Origin of the sequence: Nocardia sp. CC227C (genome assembly GCF_030767025.1) — a bacterium.
Classification (GTDB): domain Bacteria; phylum Actinomycetota; class Actinomycetes; order Mycobacteriales; family Mycobacteriaceae; genus Nocardia.
In genome coordinates this window covers 327,896-350,026 of the sequence record NZ_JASITE010000002.1, presented here as the reverse complement: position 1 = coordinate 350,026, position 22,131 = coordinate 327,896, and the positions used below count along the sequence as shown (strand labels likewise).

At 73.0% G+C, this 22,131-nt stretch carries 1 protein-coding gene (running past one end of the window); it reads left to right on the top strand.

Annotated elements, in window-relative coordinates:
* Window positions 1-22,131, top strand: partial view of a non-ribosomal peptide synthase/polyketide synthase gene (locus QMO76_RS04850; RefSeq protein ID WP_306359953.1) — the 3' portion only. 6,366 nt of this gene lie to the left of the window's left edge; the window shows 22,131 of its 28,497 coding nt (coding positions 6,367-28,497); the start codon falls outside the window, past its left edge; it ends in the stop codon at window positions 22,129-22,131.

Genomic DNA, 22,131 nt, shown 5'->3' with positions numbered 1-22,131 from the left:
CGCACGGTGCACAACCTCTACGGTCCGGCCGAGGCGAGCATCTGGGTCACGGGGACGGAACCGGCTCCGGGCCGGTCGGTGGGTATCGGCGGCCCGATCGCCGGGATGTCGGTCGCGGTGCTGGACGAGTGGCTGCGCCCGGTCCCCGCCGGTGTCGTCGGCGAACTGTACGTCTCGGGACCCGGCGTGGCACGCGGGTATCGGGGGCGGCCGGGCCGCACGGCGACGCGGTTCGTGGCCGACCCGCACGGGCGACCCGGCGAACGGTGTTATCGCACCGGTGATCTGGTGCGCTGGGTCGACGGCGCGGCGGAGTCGGGCGCTGCCGAACTGGCCTATGTGGGCCGCGCCGACTTCCAGGTGAAGGTGCGCGGTCAGCGGTTGGAGCTCGGCGAGGTGGAGACCGCGCTGACCGAGGCCGACGGGGTCGAGCAGGCGGTCGCCGTCACCCACGCCACCGCTGCCGGGGTGCGATTGATCGCCTACGTGACATCATCCGGCTCCGGGCTGGACGCGGCGGCGGTGCGGGAGGCGGCACGCCGCCGCCTGCCGGGCTACATGGTGCCGGATGTGGTGACCGTGCTCGACGCGCTGCCCTTGACCAGCAGCGGCAAGGTGGACCGGCGTGCCCTGCCCGAGCCGGTGCTCGACGCGCCCACCTTCCGGGCGCCCGCCACACCCGTCGAGGAGACCATCGCCCGGGTCATCGCCGAGGTCCTCGGCGTCGACCGGGTGGGAGCCGACGACGACTTCTTCGTCCTGGGCGGCGATTCGATCATCTCCATCCAGGTGGTGGCCAAGGCGCGCGAACGCGGGGTGGTGTTCGGCCCCAAGGATGTGTTCGAACAGCGCACCCCCGCCCGACTGGCGGTGATCGCGCGCACCGCCGAGCCGGAGTCCGCCCGCGACACCGCCGACGGCGGCGGTGAGTTCCCGCTGCTGCCGGTCGCCCGGTGGATGGTGGAGTGGGGCAGCGGATTCCGGCGCTTCGATCAGCACGTGGTGCTGCGGCTCCCGGCCGGTGTCGACGCGGCCGACCTCGAGGCGGCGGTCGGCGCACTGCTGGACCATCACGACGCATTGCGGTCCACGCTGCGGCGCAACGGCTTCGGCGACTGGTCACTGGTGGTGTCCCCGCCGGGCAGCGTGCCCGCCGCCGAGGTGCTTTCCCGGCGGGCGCTCGGCCCCGAGACCGACCCGGAGACCGAATCGGGGCGGACAGCGGTCACGGATATCGCCGCCGCGGAACTGGATTCGGCCCTGGCCGCGCTCGATCCGGCCGCCGGGTCGATGGTGCGGTTCGTCTGGCTCGATCCCGGAGACGGGGTGCCCGGTTGGCTGCTGGCGGTCGCGCACCACCTGGTGGTCGACGGCGTGTCCTGGCGGATCGTCATACCCGATCTGCTGTCCGCGCTCACGCAGGCGGGGGCGGGGCGGCCCCCGATGCTGCCGCCGGTCGGAACGTCCCTGCGCCGCTGGACGCACGGCCTGCACGCGGCGGCGACCACCCCGGCGCGGCGACGCGAACTGGCGCTCTGGCAGCACATGACGTCCGGCCCCGACCCGCTCTGGGGCGGACGCGATCTCGATCCGGCCATCGACACCGCCGCCACGCTCGACGAGGTGCGCGTCGAGCTACCGCCGTCGGTGACCCGTGCCCTGCTGTCGCGGGTACCGGCGGTATTCCACGGCGGCGTCGACGACGGGCTGCTCGCGGGCCTGGTGGTGGCCGTGCGCCGCTGGCGGTCCCATCGCGGTATCGACGAACCGTCGGTGCTGGTCCGATTGGAGGGCCACGGGCGCGAGGAACAGGTCGTGCCGGGGGCCGACCTGTCGCGGACGGTGGGCTGGTTCACCTCCATGTACCCGGTGCGCTTCGACTCGCCCGGCGTCGACCTCGACGCGGTGGTGCGGTCGGTCAAGGAGACGCTGCGCTCCATCCCGGACCGGGGCATCGGCTACGGCCTGCTGCGCTACCTCGACGCGGACACCGGCGACCGCCTGCCCCGTCGCATGCCCGGCCGCATCGGCTTCAACTACCTCGGCCGCCTGGCGGGCCTCGGCGACGACGGCATCCACGGCGGGCTGGGTGAGCTGTCCGGAACCCCGGATCCGGAGCTGCCGGTGACCCTGGCCGTGGATATCAGCGCCATCGTCAGCGGCGACCGCCTGCACGCCGCCTTCCGCTACCCGCGCACCCTGCTGCACCGCGCGGACGTGCACGAGCTGGCGTCGGCGTGGTCGCAGGCATTGACGGCCCTCGCCGAACACGCCGAACTGCCGGGCGCGGGCGGGCACACCCCCTCGGACTTCGGGCTGCTGCGCCTGACCCAATCCGACGTCACCGCACTGGAATCCGCCTACCCGGCGCTGCGCGACGTGTGGCCGGTGACGCCCTTGCAGGCCGGTCTGCTCTTCCACGCCGAACTCGACACCGGCGTGGACCGGTACACCGCCCAGCTCGTCCTGCGGCTGACCGGTGCGCTGGACGCGGATCGCCTGCACGCCGCGGCGCGCGCGGTACTGGACACCCACCCGAGCCTGCGGACCGCGTACACCACCACCGGCAGCGGCGTCAGCGTGGCTGTGGTCCTCGACCATGTCGAACTGCCTTGGCAGGTAGTGGATCTCACTGAGCGGCAGGGCGGTGGGTCTGCCGCGACGGACGCGACCGCCGCCGACCTCACGGAGCTGGCCGCCGCGGAGCGGACCCGGCGCTTCGACCCGGCGGCCGCGCCGCTGCTGCGCTTCACCCTCGCCCGGCTGGCCGCGGACCGCTGGGCGCTCGTGCTGACCAACCACCACGTCATTCTCGACGGCTGGTCGTGGCCCCTGCTGCTCACCGAGCTGTTCACCCGCTACGCCGACGCCGATCCGGACACCCGTGCCCTCGGCGCGGCCGGATCGTATCGGGACTTCCTGGCCTGGCTGGCCGCTCGGGATCTGGACGCGGCCCGGACGGCATGGCGCGAAACCCTGCACGGCATCGAACCGACTCTGGTCGCGGGAAGCGCCGAACCCGATTCCGGCGCGGTGGCCGACCACGTCCTCGACCTCGACGACGCCGACACCCGGGCGCTGCTGGCCACCGCCGCCGCCACCGGGGTGACGGTCAACACCGTGCTGCAATCGGCCTGGGCGCTGCTGATCGGGCAGCTGACCGGCCGCGACGACGTGGTGTTCGGGTCGACGGTGTCGGGCCGCCCCGGCGATCTGCCCGGTGCCGAGCGCACCATCGGTCTGTTCATCAATACGGTGCCGACCCGGGTGCGGCTACACCCGGCCGAGCCCCTCACCCGGCTGTGGCGGCGCATGCACGACGAGCAGGCGACACTGCTCGAGCATCAGCATCTCGGACTCACCGAGATCCATGCACTGACCGGCTGCGACCGCCTGTTCGACACGGTCATGGTGTTCGAGTCCTATCCGCTCGACGCCGCGCACATTCGGGCGCTCACCGGCCGGGTGGGCATCGACATCGACGGCGTGGACGCGACCGATTCCACGCACTACCCGCTGACCTGCAGCGTCACTCTGCAAGAGACGCTGCGGATGCGGTTGCAGTATCGGCCCGAGCTGTTCACCGAGGCCGCCGTCGCCGCCTTCGCACAGCGCCTGCGGCAGGTGCTCGGCGCGATCCCCGGCGATGCGGGCCTTCCGCTGCGGGCCGTGGACACCCTGCCGTCGGTACAGCGGCAGCTGCTGTCGCACCGCGGCCGTGGGGTTTCCGTCGACCCCGGCTCGCGCGAGGTGACCCTGCCGCTGCTGCTGGCCGCTGCCGTGGCGGGCAATCCGGGCGGGGACGCGGTCGTGGACGGGGACCGGCGGATCACGTACCGGGACCTGGACGAGCGGTCGAATCGGCTGGCGCACTTCCTGATCGGGCGCGGAATCGGTCCGGAGTCGGTGGTCGCGATCGGGCTGCCGAGGTCGCTGGAGTGGGTGGCGGCGGTCTGGGCTGTGGCCAAGACCGGCGCGGCCTTCCTCTCGCTCGATCCCGCGCATCCGGTGGAACGCAATTCCTTCATGTGCGCCGATTCCGCTGTGCCGGTGGGGATCACCGTCGCTTCGCACGCGGCGGCGCTGCCGAGCGAGCGGACCCGCTGGCTGGTCGTCGACGATCCGGCCGTGGCGGCCGAGATTCGGCACCGCCCGGCGACTCCGGTCGCGGTCCGGCCGCACTCCGGCACTACCGCCTACGTCGTCTACACCTCGGGCTCGACCGGCCGACCCAAGGGTGTCGCCATCACCCACACCGGACTGGCGGCCCTGTGCGCCGAGCAGCGCCAGCGCTTCGGGGTGACCCCGGACGCCCGGGTGCTGAGCGTGGCCGCCCGCACCTTCGACGCCGCTGTCTTCGAACTGCTGCTGGCGCTGTCGGGCGCCGCGACGCTGGTGGTCAGCCCGCCCGACGTCTACGGCGGCCGCGCCCTGGCCGATCTGCTGCACGCGGAACGGGTCAGCCATGCCGTGCTCACCCCGGCCGTGGCCGCCACCGTCGACCCCGTCGGGCTCGACGACCTGGAGGTGCTCTCCCTCGCCGGTGAGGCGTGCTCGCCCGCCCTGGTCGCCCGGTGGTCGCACACCGACAGCGCGGGTCGGCGCCGGGTGCACAACCTGTACGGCCCCGCCGAGGCCACGGTCTGGGTGACCGGCAGCGCCGACCTGCGTGCCGGGGCGCCGGTGCCCATGGGCGCGGTCATCGCCGGAATGACGGTGCGCGTACTGGATTCGTGGCTGCGGCCGGTTCCCGCCGGTGTGGTGGGCGAGCTGTACGTCTCGGGCGCCGGTCTGGCCCGGGGCTACGCGGGCCGTCCGGGGGCGACGGCCGCCCGGTTCGTGGCCGACCCCTTCGGCGCGACCGGACGGCGCATGTACCGCACCGGCGACCTCGTACGCTGGACGGTCGGCGAAAACGGCTCGGACACGGATGAACTGGAGTTCATCGGGCGCGGCGACGGCCAGGTCAAGGTACGGGGCCAGCGCCTGGAGCCGGGCGAGGTCGAAGCGGCCCTGACCGACCTCGCGGGCGTCGACCAGGCCGTCGTCCTGGTGCACACTCCCGCGGACGGCACCGGTGCGCGCCTGGTGGCCTACGTGGTGGCCGACCCGGGCCACCGGCCTGACCCGGCAGCCGTCCGGGAATCCGTGGGCCGACGCCTGCCCGGATTCATGGTGCCGGACGTGGTGATGGTGCTCGACGAGCTGCCGCTCACGGTGAACGGCAAGGTGGACAAGGCGGCGCTGCCCGCACCGGAGTCGAACCGGGCCGTCTATCGCGCTCCCGTGACGCCGGTCGAGCAGCGGGTGGCGGCGATCGTCGCGGAGGTGCTCGGTGCCGACCGCATCGGCCTCGATGACGACTTCTTCGCGTTGGGCGGCAATTCGCTGTCGGCGACCCGGCTGTCGGCGCGGCTGGCCGACGGGATCGGCGTCGCGGTGGGCCTGCGCGATATCTTCGCGCGGCCGGTGCTGGGCGAGCTGGCCGCATCGCTCGCCGCCCGCGCCGCGGAATCGACCGTGGTGGAGGATGTTCCGCCGCTGCGGCCACGGCCGCGCCCGCGGCGGGTGCCGCTGTCCTTCGCGCAGCGGCGGATGTGGTTCGTGAACCGCTTCGCACCGGATTCCGTCGCCTACAGCATTCCGATGGTGCTGCGCCTGTCCGGCCGCGTGGACGTGGCCGCGCTGTCGGCGGCGGTATGGGATGTGCTGAGCCGCCACGAGGTGCTGCGCACGCGCTACCCCGACGCGGACGGCGTTCCGTACCAGGTGGTGGTGCCGGTCGCGGAACTGGCCGCCGAGGCGGAGGTGGACACCACACCGCGCCCGGTGGCCGCCGCCGACGTCGAGGAGGTCGTCGCCGCCGAGGCGGCGGTGGGATTCGATGTCGCGCTGCGGGTTCCGCTGCGGGTGCGGCTGCTGTCGGTGGGGCCCGAGGAGTTCGTGCTGGTGTGGGTGGTGCACCACATCGGCGCGGACGGGTTCTCGATGGGTCCGCTGGCACGCGACCTGGCCGTCGCCTACCGGGCCAGATGTGCCGGGCGGCGGCCGGAGTGGGCTCCGCTGCCGGTGCAGTACGCCGACTACACGCTGTGGCAGCGTGATCTGCTCGGCGCTGCCGACGACCCGAACTCGCTGTCGACGCGGCAGCTCCGGTACTGGTCCGAGCAGTTGGACGGGCTCCCGGACGTCCTGGAGCTGCCGACCGACCGCCCCCGCCCGACCGTGGCGTCGCATCGGGGAGCCACCCTCCACGTCACGGTGGACCCGAGCGTGGTCGCCGGACTGCACGACACCGCCCGCACCCGGGGCGTCACGGTGTTCATGATCGTGCACGCCGCCCTGGCGGTCGTGCTGTCGCGGTTGTCGGGCAGCGCCGATATCGCCATCGGGTCACCGGTGGCGGGACGCGGCGCGGCCGAACTCGACGGTCTCGTCGGCATGTTCGTGAACACGGTGGTACTGCGCACCCGGATCGACGAAGCGGCCTCGATCGCCGACCTGCTGGCCGAGGTGCGCGGTGTCGACCTGGAAGCCTTCGCCCACGCCGAGATTCCCTTCGAGCAGGTGGTGGAGGCGGTCGATCCGCCGCGCAGCGAGGCCCGGCACCCGCTGTTCCAGGTGATGCTGGCCTTCCACAATCTCGCCGACGCCGAAATCGCGCTGCCCGGAGTCGATGTCGTCGCCTCGGGCGCGGACACCGGCGTGGAACGATTCGATCTGACCCTCACCGCCGCCGACACCCCCGACGAACTCGGGGCCATGCCGATCGCGCTCAGCTATGCCGTCGATCTGTTCGATCCGGCCACGGTCTCCGCGCTCGCGCAGCGGCTGCTCCGCGTGCTGAGCGCCATCGCCGCCGATTCCGGTCGCGCCGTGCGGGATATCGAGATCTTGTCGCCGTCCGAACGACACAACCTGCTCGCCGAATGGGGCCGCGCCGACAGCGGCCCGGATTCCGGCGGCGGTACGCTGCCCGAACTGCTGGCGCGGGCCGTGGCGGCGAATCCGGACGGGGACGCGGTCGTCGCGGGCGAGCGCCGACTGACCTACCGCGAGGTGGACGAACGCTCGAATCAGCTGGCGCGCTGTCTGATCGAGTGCGGTATCGGCCCCGAGTCGGTGGTCGCCATAGCCATGCCGAGGTGCGTGGAATGGGTGCTCGCGGTCTGGGCCGTCACGAAGGCCGGGGCCGGATTCCTCTGCCTCGATCCGGCGCATCCGGCCGAACGCAATCACTTCCTGTGCGCCGATTCCGGTGTGGGAGTGGGTATCACGCTGGAGTGCCATCGTGCGGAGCTGTCGGATGCGGTGCACGAGTGGCTGATCGTGGATGCTCCGGACGTGACCGAACGGGTCCGGAACCGCCCGGCGACGCCGGTGACCGACGCGGATCGGCGCGATGCGCCGCGTCCCGACGCCCTCGCCTACATCGTGTACACCTCGGGGTCCACGGGCCGTCCGAAGGGCGTCGAGGTCAGCCATGCCGGACTGGCCGCGGTCGCCGCCGCCCAGGCACACCGGTACGCGACCGACACCGAATCGCGGATACTGGGCGTGGCCGCCCGCACCTTCGACGCCGCCGTGCTGGAGATCCTGCTCGCCGTCCCCGTCGGCGCGACACTCGTGCTCGCTCCCGCCGACGTCTACGGCGGCGAACCGCTGGCCGAACTCCTTCGCGCGCAACGCGTCAGCCACCTGTTCTGGACACCGGCGGTGGCGCGGTCGGTCGACCCCGAGGGGCTCGACGCGCTGCGGGTGGTCTCGGTCGGCGGCGAGCACTTCCCGCCGCGGCTGGTGGCGCGATGGTCGCGCACCGACACCGCGCGTGCGCGCCGCTTCTTCAATGTCTACGGCCCCACGGAAACCACCGTCATCGTGACCGTCAGCCCCGAACTCCGCGCTGGTGATCCGATCACGCTGGGCACGGGAATCGCGGGTATGTCCATGCGGGTGCTGGATTCGTCGCTGCGGCCGGTGCCGTTGGGTGTGGTGGGCGAGCTGTACGTGTCCGGTCCCGGTGTGGCACGGGGATATCGGGGCCGCGCGGGGCTGACCGCGGGACGCTTCGTCGCCGACCCCTACGGGCGGCCCGGTGGGCGGCTGTACCGCACCGGCGATCTGGTGCGGTGGGTGCACGGCGGCGAATCCGGCTCCGCCACAGGCATTCTGGAGTATGTCGGCCGCTCGGACTTCCAGGTGAAGGTGCGCGGTCAGCGCCTGGAGCCGGGCGAGGTCGAGGCGGCGCTGACCGGGGTGATCGGTGTCGAGCAGGCCGTCGCGCTCGCGCACGGGACCGAGGACGCCGCCGGTGCACGACTGGTGGCCTACGTGGTCCCCGTGCCCGGAACCGTGCTGGACCCGGCGGCGGTGCGGGAGTCGGTGAGCCGACGCCTGCCCGGCTATCTGGTGCCGGATGTGGTGACGGTGCTCGACGAACTGCCGCTGACCAGCAGCGGCAAGATCGATCGCCGAGCCCTGCCGGAACCGGTGTTCGCCCCGCGCGAGTTCCGGGCGCCGACCACACCCGCAGAACAAGTGGTGGCCGAGGTGTTCGGCGAGGTGCTGGGCCTCGACCGGGTCGGCGCGGAGGACGACTTCTTCGCCCTGGGCGGTGATTCCATCGTCTCCATCCAGGTGGTGGCGAAGGCCCGCGCCCGGGGCGTGGCCTTCGGTCCGCGCGACGTCTTCGAACAGCGGACGGCGGCGCGCCTCGCGGCCGTCGCCGACACCACCGCCACCGTCGCACTGGCGGAGCTGCCGGGCGGCGGGGTGGGCGAGCTGCCGCTGTTGCCGGTGGCGCATTGGATGATGCAGTGGGGGAAGGGTTTCCAGCGCTTCGACCAGCATGTGGTGCTGCGGCTGCCCGGCGGGGTGTCCGGGGACGGGCTGCACGCCGCGCTGGGCGCGCTGCTGGACCGCCACGACATGCTGCGCTCGGCGCTGCGGTGCGATGCGTCCGGACGGTGGTCGATCTCGGTCGCACCGCCGAGCGCGGTGGTCGCGGCGTCGTTACTGCACCGGCGGCCGATCGGTCCGGACGCCATATCCGACGGTTTGGAGGCGGTCACGGATATCGCCGCCGCGGAGCTGGATTCGGCCCTGAACGCGCTCGATCCGGCCGCCGGGTCGATGGTGCGGTTCGTCTGGCTCGACCCCGGGGACGGGGTGCCCGGTTGGCTGCTGGTGGTGGCGCACCACCTGGTGGTCGACGGGGTGTCCTGGCGCGTGCTGGTGCCGGATCTGCTCTCGGCATGCGAGCAGGCGCGTGCCGGGGTGACCCCCACCCTCGCCCCCGTGGGCACCTCGATGCGGCGGTGGGCGCACGGGCTCGTCGCGGCGGCCGCGGAACCGGCGCGACTGGCGGAACTGGAACTCTGGCAGGCCATTGCCGCCGGACCCGACCCGCTGTGGGGCGGAAGGGAACTCGACCCGGCCGTCGATACCGCCGCGACGCTCGACCAGGTACGCGTGGAGCTGCCGGAGGCGGTGACGCGCACCCTGTTGGGCACGGTTCCGGCCGTATTCCACGGCGGCGTCAACGACGGGCTGCTGGCGGGCCTGGCCGTGGCCGTGCGGCTCTGGCTGGCGCGTCGCGACGTCGACGAACCGACGGTGCTGCTGCGCCTGGAGGGGCACGGCCGCGAGGAACAGGTGGTGCCCGGTGCGGACCTGTCCCGCACGGTGGGCTGGTTCACCTCGATGTTCCCGGTGCGGTTCGACCTGACCGGCATCGACCTCACCGACGTCGGCGCGGTGGTGCGGTCGGTGAAGGAGACCCTGCGCGCCATTCCGGACAAGGGCATCGGCTACGGCCTGCTGCGGTACCTCAATGCCGACACCGCCGCCCGGCTGCCCGACCGCATGCCGGGCCGGATCGGCTTCAACTACCTGGGCCGGATCTCCGCCGCGGACACCGGCGACGACGGAGTGCACGGCGGCCTGGGCGAACTGGATGCCGCACCGGATCCCGATATGCCGGTGACCGTCGCTGTGGACGTCAGCGCGATCGCCATCGACGATCGGCTGCGGGCCACCTTCCGTTTCCCGCGTACGCTGCTCGGCCGGTCCGAGGTGGAGGAGTTGGCGCAGTTGTGGTCGCGGGCGTTGACCGTGATCGCCGAGTATGCCGAACGGCCCGGTGCGGGTGGGCATTCGCCGTCGGATTTCGATCTGGTGCGGCTCGCGCAGTCCGAGATCGACGCGCTCGAGCTGGCGTATCCGTCGTTGCGCGATATCTGGCCGGTGACTCCGTTGCAGGCCGGGCTGCTGTTCCACGCCCAGCTGGCCGACACCGACGCGGACGCCTATGTCGCGCAGCTGATTCTGCGTCTGCACGGCGAACTGGACCTGCCCCGCCTGCACCGCGCGGCCTCCGCGCTGCTGGCCCGCCACGAGGGCCTGCGCACCGCGTTCCCCACCACCGACAGCGGCGTCACCGTGGCGGTGCTCCGTGACGGCGTCGAACTGCCCTGGCGGGTAGTCGATCTCACCGACGATCCCGATCCCGACACCGCGGTGGCGCGGTTGGCCGCCGCGGAGAAGGCGACCCCCTTCGACCCCGCCGCCGCACCGCTGTTGCGGTGCGTGGTCGCCGCGCTGCCCGCCGACCGGTGGGCGCTGGTGCTGACCAACCACCACGTCATCCTCGACGGCTGGTCGTGGCCGCTGCTGCTCACCGACCTGTTCGGCCGCTACGCCGACGCACCCGCCACCGCACCCGGCTCGTACCGGGACTTCCTCGCCTGGTTGGCGACCCGCGACCGGGACGCGGCCCGCGCGGCGTGGACCGCGGCGCTCGACGGCGCCGAGCCCACCCTCCTCGCCGCCTGCGCCGAGCCCACCCTCCTCGCCGCCTGCGCCGAGCCCACCCTCCTCGCCGCCGGGGCCGCGCACGGCACCGGCCCGCTCGCGGTGGCCGATCACGCGATCACGCTGGACGGCGGCGCAACCCGGGAACTGGTGGCCGCCGCCGCGGCTGCGGGCGTGACCGTCAATACCGTCCTCCAGTCGGCCTGGGCCATCATGACCGCACGGTGGAGCGGTCGGACCGATGTAGTCTTCGGGGCCACCGTCTCCGGGCGTCCCGGCGACCTGCCCGCCGCCGACCGCACCATCGGCCTGTTCATCAATACGATTCCGACCCGGGTTCGCCTGCATCCCGACGAAACCGTGCCCCAGCTGTGGGCTCGCATGCACCGGGAACAGGCGGTGCTGCTGGACCACCACCATGTCGGCCTGCGCGAGATCCACGCGCTCACCGGGCACGACAGCCTCTTCGACACCCTCATGGTGCTGGAGTCGTACCCGGTGGACGCCGACGGCATCGAACACGCCATCGGCGACGGCGGCCTCACCGTCGAGCGCATCGTCGCCGACGACGCCACCCACTACCCGCTCACCTGCACCGCCACCGTCCAGGACGCGCTGCGCCTGCGAATCCAGTACCACACGGCGGTTTTCGACGCCGACACCATCGCCGCGTTCGCGCGGGGGCTGCGGCAGGTGCTGCGCGCCATCAGCACCGAGCCCGCCGGCACGGTGCGCGACATCGACCCGCTGGCGGAGCGGGACCGGCATCCGTCGCCGTGCGCCGGAGACGGCGGCCTTGCCGAGGCGGGCGCGCCGCTGCCGGATCTGCTGGCGGCGGCCGTGGCGAGCAATCCGGATGGCGAGGCGCTGGTGGACGGCGACCGCACCCTCACCTACCGGCAACTGGACGAGCACGCGAATCGCTTGGCGCGCTTTCTGATCGGCCGTGGCGTCGGTCCCGAGTCGGTGGTGGCGGTGGGCGTACCCCGCTCCCTGGAATGGGTGCTGGCGGTCTGGGCCGTCACCAGGACCGGCGCGGCGTTCCTGTCCGTGGATCCGGGCCACCCGCTCGACCGCAATCGCTACGTCTGCGCCGATTCCGGGGTGCGGGTCGGCCTCACCGTGACCGCGCACGCCGCCGGCCTACCGGCGGAGGGGACGTCGTGGCTGGTCCTCGACGCGCCCGGCACCGCGCACGAGATCGCGGCCTGTGCGTCCGCACCGGTGACGGCCGCGGACCGCGGTGCGGTGCGGCCGTCCACCACGGCCTACGTGGTCTACACCTCCGGCTCGACCGGCCGCCCGAAGGGCGTGGAGGTCACCCACGCCGGACTGGCGAACCTGGTGGCCGATCACCGCGACCGCGTTGCCGTCGAACCGGATTCGCGCGTGCTGGCGGTCGCGGCCCGCACCTTCGACGCGGCCGTGCTGGAACTGCTGCTCGCGGTCTCCGCCGGTGCCGCGCTGGTCGTCGCGCCCGAGGAGGTCTACGGCGGGCCGCCCCTGGCGGAGCTGCTGCGGTCGCGGCGCGTCACCCACGCGTTCCTCACACCCGCGGTGGCGCTGTCGATGGACGCCGACGGGCTCGACGCTCTGCTGGTGGTGCTGACCGGCGGCGATCGCTGCCCACCGCAGCTGGTGGCGCGGTGGTCGCGCACCGACGCGGCCCGGCGGCGGCGCGTGCACAACCTGTACGGTCCGGCGGAGGCCACCATCTGGGTGACCGGCAGCCGGGCACTGCGCCCGGACGCGCCGATCACGCTGGGCGCGAACATCACCGGCATGTCGGTGGCGGTCCTGGACCCCTGGCTGCGCCCCGTGCCCGCGGGTGTGGTCGGTGAACTCTACGTCTCGGGACCCGGTGTGGCGCGCGGCTATCGGGGCCGGGCGGGCCTCACCGCGACCCGGTTCGTCGCCGACCCGCACGGGCTGCCCGGACGGCGGCTGTACCGCACCGGCGACCTGGTGCGCTGGGTCGATGGCGAATCCGACTCCGGTGCAAGGGAACTGGTATTCGTCGGCCGCGCCGACTTCCAGGTCAAGGTGCGCGGTCAGCGATTGGAACTCGGCGAGGTCGAAGCCGCGCTGACCGGAGTGGCGGGCGTGGGCCAGGCCGTCGCGGCCGTGCGTCATCCGGCGGACGACTCCGCCGCGGCGCGGCTGGTGGCCTATGTCGTGGCCGCGCCCGGCAGCGTCCTGGACCCAGCGGGCGTACGGGAATCGGTGGCCCGGCGGCTGCCCGCGTTCCTGGTGCCGGATGTGGTGACGGTCCTCGACGAACTGCCGTTGAACAGCAGCGGCAAGGTCGACCGCCGTGCCCTCCCCGCGCCCGTCCTCGCGCCGCGGCACTTCCGCGCGCCCGCCGGTGCGACCGAGCAAATCATCGCCGAGGTGTTCGCCGACGTGCTCGGTACCGACCGCGTCGGCGTGGACGACGACTTCTTCGTCCTGGGCGGCGATTCCATCGTCTCCATCCAGGTCGTGGCCAAAGCCAGGGCGCGGGGTGTGGTGTTCGGCCCGCGGGAGGTGTTCGAGCAGCGGACCGCGGCGCGTCTCGCCACGGTGGCCCGGGCCGCCGAGGACGCGGCCGCCGCCCTGGCCGAGCTGCCCGGCGGCGGCGTGGGCGAGCTGCCCCTGCTGCCGGTGGCCCGGTGGATGGTGGAGTGGGGCAAGGGTTTCCAACGCTTCGATCAGCACGTGGTGCTGCGGCTACCGGCCGGTGTCGACGAATCGGCGCTGCTCGGGGCCGTCGGCGCACTGCTGGAGCGCCACGACGCGCTCCGCTCCACGCTGCGCCGCGACGATTCGGGGGAGTGGTCCCTGCTGGTCGCCCCGGCGGACGCGGTGACCGCGACGACCGTGGTGCACCGGCGTGCGCTCGATCCGGCCATCGACGTCGACTCCGAGCGTGGTCGCCGGACCGTCACCCATATCGCCGCGGTGGAACTGGATGCGGCGCTGCGGCGGTTGGATCCGAGCACCGGCGACATGGTGCGGCTGGTGTGGCTCGAGCCCGCCGACGGCGCACCCGGATGGCTGGTGATCGCGGCGCACCATCTCGTCGTCGACGGTGTGTCCTGGCGGGTGCTGGTGCCGGACCTGCTCTCGGCCCTGGCCCAGGCCGGGACCGGTGCCGCACCGGCCCTGCCGCCGGTGGGCACCTCCCTGCGGCGCTGGGCCCACGGCCTGCTGGCCGCCGCCGCCGAGACGGCCCGCACGGCCGAACTGCCTGTCTGGCAATCCATGGTGACCGGTCCCGACCCGGTGTGGGGCGGGCGCGAACTGGATCCCGGAATCGATACGGCCGAGGTCTTGGACGAGGTCGGCATCGAACTGCCCGAGCAGGTGACCCGCGCCCTGCTGTCGACGGTGCCGGCGGTCTTCCACGGCGGCGTCAATGACGGATTGCTGGCGAGTCTGGCCGCGGCCGTGCGCATCTGGCGACACCGGCGGGGTATCGCGGAGTCGTCGGTGCTGGTGCGCCTGGAGGGCCACGGACGCGAGGAACAGGTGGTGCCCGGTGCGGACCTGTCGCGGACGGTCGGCTGGTTCACCTCCATGTTCCCGGTCCGCCTCGATACGGCCGCGCTGGACCCGGACGGCCCGCTCACCGGTGACGCCGGTCCGGTCGCGCTGGTGCGGTCGGTGAAGGAGACCCTGCGCGCCATTCCGGACAAGGGCATCGGCTACGGCCTGCTGCGGTACCTCAATCCCGAGACCGCCGCCCAGCTGCCGGACCGGATGCCCGGCCGCATCGCCTTCAACTATCTTGGCCGCCTGTCCGAGACCGGCGGCGACGAGATCCACGGGGGCCTGGGCGAACTCGCGGTGGCACCCGATCCCGAGACGCCCGTGACGGTCGCCCTGGACGTCAGCGCGATCGCGGTGGGCGATCGGCTGCGGGGGAGCATCCGCTTCCCGCGTACGTTGCTCGGCCGGTCCGAGGTGGAGGAGTTGGCGCAGTTGTGGTCGCGGGCGTTGACCGTGATCGCGGAGTATGCCGAACGGCCGGGTGCGGGTGGGTATTCGCCGTCGGATTTCGATCTGGTGCGGCTCGCGCAGTCCGAGATCGACGCGCTCGAGCTGGCGTATCCGTCGCTGTGCGATATCTGGCCGGTGACTCCGTTGCAGGCCGGGCTGCTGTTCCACGCCCAGCTGGCCGACACCGACCTCTACGCCGCACAGGTGCTGCTGCGGCTGTCCGGCGACCTGGACACCGACCGGCTGCGCGAGGCGGGGGCCGCCGTGCTCGCCCGCCACCCGAGCCTGCGCACCGCGTTCCCCAGCGGCCGCGGCGGCACCACCGTGGCGGTGGTCTGCGAGGACGTCGAAATACCGTGGTCCTACGTCGATCTCACCGACGAGACCGATCCCGAAGGCGCGCTCGCGGCGCTGGCCGCCGCGGAGAAGGCGCGGCGCTTCGATCTCGCGGCGGCCCCGCTGCTGCGCTGCACCGTCGTCACGCTGGCCCCGCGGCGGTGGGCACTGATCCTGACCAACCACCACGTGATTCTCGACGGCTGGTCCTGCCCGCTGCTGCTCACCGAACTGTTCGCCGCATACCTGGGCGAGGACGCGCCGACGGCTCCCGGCTCGTATCGAGACTTCCTGGCGTGGCTGGCGACTCGCGATCGGGATGCCGCCCGCGACGCCTGGGCTCGCGCGCTGGACGGCGTCGAACCGGCTCTGATCGCCGGTGCCGCCGCCGACACCGGGACCGTCGCCGACCACTGGATCACGCTCGCGGACAACGAGACCCGGGAACTGACTGCCGCCGCCGCGGCGGCGGGCGTCACGCTCAACACCGTCCTCCAGTCGGTGTGGGCCGTGCTGATCGCGGGGCTGACCGGCCGCGGCGACGTGGTGTTCGGGTCGACGGTGTCGGGCCGCCCCGGTGACCTGCCCGGTGCCGAGAGCGCCATCGGGCTGTTCATCAACACGGTGCCGACCCGGGTGCGGCTGCGCCCGGCCGAGACCGCCGCCCGGCTGTGGACGCGCATACACGACGAACAGGCGTCCCTGCTCGACCATCAACACTTGGGGCTCACCGAGATTCACGCGCTCGCCGGCGGCGACGCGCTGTTCGACACCGTCATGGTGCTGGAGTCCTACCCGGTCGACGTCGACGCCGTGCGACGCCTCACCGGCCCCGGCGCTGTCGCCGTCACCGGTGTGAGCGCCGCGGACTCCACCCACTATCCGCTCACCTGTAGCGTCATCCAGCAGGACGGCCTGCGGATTCGGTTGCAGTACCGTCCGGACGCGCTGGACCGGACCGCCGTCACGGCGTTCTCCGCCCGGCTGCACGAGATCCTGCGCGCGGTCGCCCGCGACCCGGAAACGCCGGTGCGCGCCCTCGGACTGCCGTCGCCCGCCGAGCACGATCGACTCGTGCGCGGCTGGGGACGCTGCGGCGGCCCCGTCCCGGCCGCCGTGACCCTGCCGGAGCTGCTGGCGGCGGCGGTGAGCCGCAATCCCGACGGCGGCGCGGTCATCGGCGGCCACCGGACCCTGACCTACCGCGAACTCGACGAGCGCTCGAATCGGCTGGCGCGCCACCTGATCGGCCGGGGCGTCGGTCCGGAGTCGGTGATCGCGATCGGCCTGCCCCGGTGCCCGGAATGGGTGCTGGCGGTCTGGGCCATCGCCAAGACCGGTGCCGCGTTCCTCTCGCTGGACCCCGGGCACCCGCTCGACCGCAATCGGTTCGTCTGCGCCGATTCCGTTGTGCGCGTCGGTATGACGATCGCGGCGCACGCGACGGCGCTGCCCCGCGACGGCGTGGCCTGGCTCACCCTGGACGACCCGGACACCGCCGGTGCGATCGCGGCGTGCGCGCCCGCGCCGGTCACCGACGCCGACCGCCGCCACGGCATTCGACTCGGCAATACCGCCTACCTCGTCTACACCTCCGGTTCCACCGGCCGCCCCAAGGGCGTGGAGGTCACCCACGCCGGACTGGCCGCGCTGGCCGCCGCGCAGCTCCGCGACCACGAGGTGCGGCCGGATTCGCGGGTGCTGGCGGTGTCCGCGCGGACCTTCGACGCGGCCGTCCTCGAATTCCTGTCGGCGGTCTCGGGCGGTGCGCTGCTGGTGATCGCGTCCGACGACGTGTACGGCGGCCCGCCGCTGGCCGAGCTGCTGCGCGCCGAGCGCATCACGCACGCGTTCATGACGCCCGCGGTGGCGCTGACCGTGGAAACGGAAGGGCTGGATGAGCTGCGCATGGTCATGACCGGCGGTGATCGCTGTGCGCCGCAGCTGGTTTCGCGCTGGTCGCGGACCGATACCGCGCGTCGGCGCACGGTGCGCAATCTGTACGGCCCCGCCGAGGCGACGGTCTGGGTGACGGGCGCCGAGCTGACGCCCGGCCGCCCGGTGGTGATCGGCGGGCCGATCCCGGGCATGGGTGTGGTGGTGCTGGATTCGTGGTTGCGGCCGGTACCCGCCGGTGTGACGGGTGAACTGTACGTCTCCGGACCCGGTGTGGCGCGCGGCTACCGGGGGCGCGCGGGCCTGACCGCCTCGCGCTTCGTCGCCGATCCGTTCGGGTCGGCGGGCGAGCGCCTGTACCGCACCGGCGATCTGGTGCGGTGGTTGCCCGACGCGGATCCCGAGTCCGGTGCACTGGAATTCGTGGGCCGGGTCGACTTCCAGGTGAAGGTGCGCGGTCAGCGGCTGGAACCCGGCGAGGTCGAGACGGCGCTGACCGAGCTGACGGGCGTCGAACAGGCCGCCGTCGTCGTGCACACCTCCAACGGCGCTGCCAATGCTCGCCTGGTGGCCTATGCGGTCGCCGCCCCGGGGCACCGGCTCGACCCGGCGGCGGTGCGCCGGGAGCTGGGCCAGCGCCTGCCCGGCTATCTGGTGCCGGACGCGGTGACGGTGCTGGATCGGCTGCCGGTCACGGTGAACGGCAAGGTCGACAAGGCGGCGCTGCCCGAACCGGCCTGGGAGCGGGCGGATTACCGCGCCCCGGCCACCCTGATGGAGGAGCTGGTGGCCCGGGTGTACGCGACCGTGCTCGACATCGAGCGCATCGGCCGCGACGACGACTTCTTCGCCCTGGGCGGCAATTCGCTGTCGGCGACCAGGCTCGCGGCGCGGCTGGCCGACGCGACCGGTCTCGGCGTCGGCGTGCGCGATGTGTTCGAGCGGCCGACGGTCGCCGAGCTGGCGGCGCTGCTCGGCACCCGCACCGCCGGAGCGGCAGTGGACGTGCCGCGGATCGCCGCGCGGGTGCGGCCGGAGCGGGTACCGCTGTCGTTCGCGCAGCAGCGCATGTGGTTCGTCAACCGCTTCGCCCCCGAATCCGCGGCCTACAGCATCCCCCTGGCGCTGCGCCTGTCCGGCGCGGTGCACGCGTCGGCGCTCGCGGCCGCCGTCCGAGATGTGCTGGGCCGCCACGAGGTGCTGCGCACCCGGTACCCGGATGTGGACGGTGTGCCGTTCCAGGTGGTCGTCCCGGTGGCGGAGCTGGCCGCCGTGGCCGAGGTCGACCTGACGCCGCGAGCGGTGCACCCCGCCGCCGTGGCCGCCGCCGTCTCCGCCGCCGCGGCAATGGGATTCGATGTGGTGCAGCGGGTTCCGCTGCGGGTGCGACTGCTGTCCACCGGTCCCGACGAGTACGTGCTGGTGTGGGTGGTGCACCACATCGCCGCCGACGGATTCTCCATGGCCCCGCTGGCGCGGGATCTGGCCACCGCCTACGCCGCCCGGTGCGCCGGGCGGCAGCCGGACTGGACGCCGCTGCCGGTGCAGTACGCCGACTACACGCTGTGGCAGCGCGAGCTGCTGGGCGCGGCGGACGACCCGGATTCGACGCTGTCCCGACAGCTCGACTTCTGGACCCAGCGGCTGCGTGACCTGCCGGAGGTGCTGGAGCTGCCCACCGACCGTCCGCGCCCGGCCGTGGCCTCCCACCGGGGCGCCGGCCACCGGTTCGCCGTGGACCCGGCGGTGGTCACCGGCCTGCGGGAGCTCGCGCACGCCCGTGGGGTGACCGTGTTCATGGTCTTCCACGCGGCCCTGGCCGTGCTGCTGGCGCGGTTGTCGAGCAGTGACGACATCGCCGTGGGCACACCGGTCGCCGGGCGCGGCGCGGCCGAACTCGACGATCTGGTGGGCATGTTCGTCAACACGCTCGTGCTGCGCACCCGCGTGGACGAGTCGGTGCCCTTCACCGAGTTGCTGGCCGACATCCGCGGCGTCGACCTGGATGCCTTCGCGCACGCGGAGATTCCCTTCGAACAGGTGGTGGAGGCGGTGGACCCGCCGCGGACCCAGGCCCAGCACCCGCTGTTCCAGGTGATGCTGGCCTTCCAGAACCTGGCTCCGGCCGCCGTCGAACTGCCGGACGTGGTGGTGACGCCCGTGGCGGCCGATACCGGCATCGAACGGTTCGACCTGACCCTCACCCTGACCGAGACCCCCGATGCCGACGGTGCGATCGGAGTGCACATCAGCTATGCCACCGATCTCTTCGACGCGCGGACGGTCGCCGCTTTCGCCGAACGGCTGCTACGGGTGCTGCGCGCCATCACCGCGAATCCCGCCGTACCCGTGCGGGATATCGACATCCTCGCGGTCCCGGAGCGGCAGCGCCTGCTGGCCGAATGCGGTCACGGGACCGAACTCGACCTCGCCACGATCACGCTGCCGGAGCTGCTGGACACCGCGGTGGCGGGGCATCCCGAGGGCGACGCCGTCGTGGACGGTGACCGGCGACTGTCCTACCGCGAGCTGGACCACCACTCGAACCGGTTGGCGCGCTGCCTGATCGGACGCGGCATCGGACCCGAGTCGGTGGTCGCCATCGGTATCGCGCGCTCGCTGGACTGGGTGCTGGCGGTCTGGGCCGTCGCCAAGACCGGCGCGGCCTTCGTCTCGGTGGATCCCGCGCATCCCGTGGACCGAAACCTGTTCGTGTGCAACGATTCCGGTGCGCGCTGTTTGCTCACCGTGGACGATCCCGGCTTCGCCGCGCCCGGTGTGGAGACGATCCGCCTCGATGCGATCGACCTGACGCGGTTCGACGCGACCGCGGTGGCCGACACCGATCGCCGCGGCCTGCTGCTGCCGTCCAGCACGGCGTATGTCGTCTACACATCGGGCTCCACCGGCCGCCCGAAGGGGGTGGCGGTCCCGCATACCGGCCTGGCCGCCCTGGTGGCGACGGATCAGCGCGAATACGATGTCGACCCGGATTCGCGCGTACTGGCCGTGGCGGCACGGACATTCGACGCCGCCGTGCTCGAACTGCTGCTGGCGTTGTCCGGCAGCGCCACGCTGGTCGTCGCGCCCGCGGACGCGTTCGGCGGCCAGCCGCTCGCGGAGATCCTGCGCGCGGGGCGCGTCACCCACGCCTTCCTGACACCCGCGGTCGCGCTCTCGGTGGACCCGGACGGGCTCGACGACCTGCGGGTGGTGCTCACCGGTGGGGACCGGTGCCCGCCCCAACTGGTGTCCCGCTGGTCGCGCACCGATACGGCGCGACGGCGGCGCGTGCACAACCTGTACGGCCCCGCCGAGACGACGATCTGGGTGACCGCCAGCGCCGAACTGCTGCCCGACGCCCCGGTCGCTCTCGGTTCCGCGATTCCCGGGGCCGCGCTGCTGGTGCTCGACGCCTGGCTGCGCCCGGTGCCCGCGGGTGTGGTCGGCGAGCTGTACGTGGCGGGACCCGGTGTGGCACGCGGCTATCGGGGCCGGGCCGCGGCGACGGCGACCAGATTCGTCGCCGACCCCTACGGCCCACCCGGTGCCCGCCTGTACCGCACCGGCGACCTGGTGCGCTGGACGACCGACTCTTCCAACGCGTTCGAACTCCGCACGAGCACGGGAGAATTCGCCGCCGCGGGCGGTTCGGCGGCAGACCGGCCCGGGGTGCTGACCTTCGTGGGCCGCGCCGATTTCCAGGTGAAGGTGCGCGGCCAGCGGTTGGAGCTGGGTGAGGTCGAAGCGGCGCTGAGCGACCTGGACCACATCGAGCAGGCGGCCGTCGTCGTGCACACCCCCGACGACGCCGCCGGGGCGCGCCTGGTGGCGTATGTGACGGCGCGGCCGGACCACACCGTGGACCCGGACCGGGTGCGCCGGGAGCTGGGTCGGCGCCTGCCCGGCTACATGGTGCCCGACGACGTCATGGCGCTCACCGCCCTGCCGATGACCGCCAGCGGCAAGGTCGACCGCCGCGCGCTGCCGGAACCGGTGATCGCGCCGCGCGCCTTCCGCGCACCCGCGACCGTGACCGAGCGATTGGTCGCGGCGGTGTTCGCCGAGGTGCTCGGGGTCGACCGGGTGGGCGCGGACGACGACTTCTTCGCCCTCGGCGGGAATTCGCTCAGCGCCGTGCGGGTCGTCACGCTGCTGCGGTCCCGTACCGGCAGGCAGCTGCGGTACGGCAACCTGTTCTCCGACGCCACCCCGGCCGCGCTCGCGCACGCCCTGGACGGCGGCGCGGACACCATGGACATCTCCCTCGGCGTCCTGACCCCGCTGCGCTCCGCGGGCACCCGCCCGCCGCTGTTCTGCGTTCATCCCGGCGGCGGCCTGGCCTGGGTGTACGGCTCGCTGGCCGGCCACCTCGACGCCGACCGCCCCGTGTACGGCCTCCAGGACCCGCACATCGTCGCCGACGAAACCCGGCTGGAATCGGTTGGCGCGTACGCCGATCGGTACGTGCGCGAACTCCTCGAACGGTTCCCGGACACCACCTACCACCTGCTGGGCTGGTCCCTGGGCGGCCAGATCGCCCACGCCATGGCCGCGCGACTCCAGGAACTCGGCCACTCGGTCGGCCTGCTCGCCCTGGTGGACGCCGGAATCGCCACCGAGCCCGTCGAGATGCCGGCACCCGAACCGCGGGAGGTGGCCGAGACCGTCGGCCGGATTCTCGGCGGCTGGCGAGAGGCCCTCGGCCTGTCCGACATCCCCGGCATCGACCGGGTCGAGGACTTCTACGCCCTGGTTTCGGATCGGATCAGCCGAGCCGGAATCCTGACGGCACGGCAGGTGGAGCGGGTCATCGAGAGCTTCTCGCAACCGCTGCCCTACAGCCCGCGCCGCTTCACCGGCGACGCCCTGCTGTTCACCTCCGCCCGCGAGCCGAACCGGGACGGATTCACCGAAACTTGGCGGCGGTACATCACCGGACATATCGAGGAGATCCCCGTCGACGCCTGGCACACCGGAATGCTGAACGCCGACAAGGCAGCCGAGCTCGGGCCGATCCTGCAGGCCCGGCTGCGAACCCTGGAGAACGGCTCCCCGGCAGGTCAGCCGCCCAACGGCCGGTTAGGTGACAATCCGATCACATAG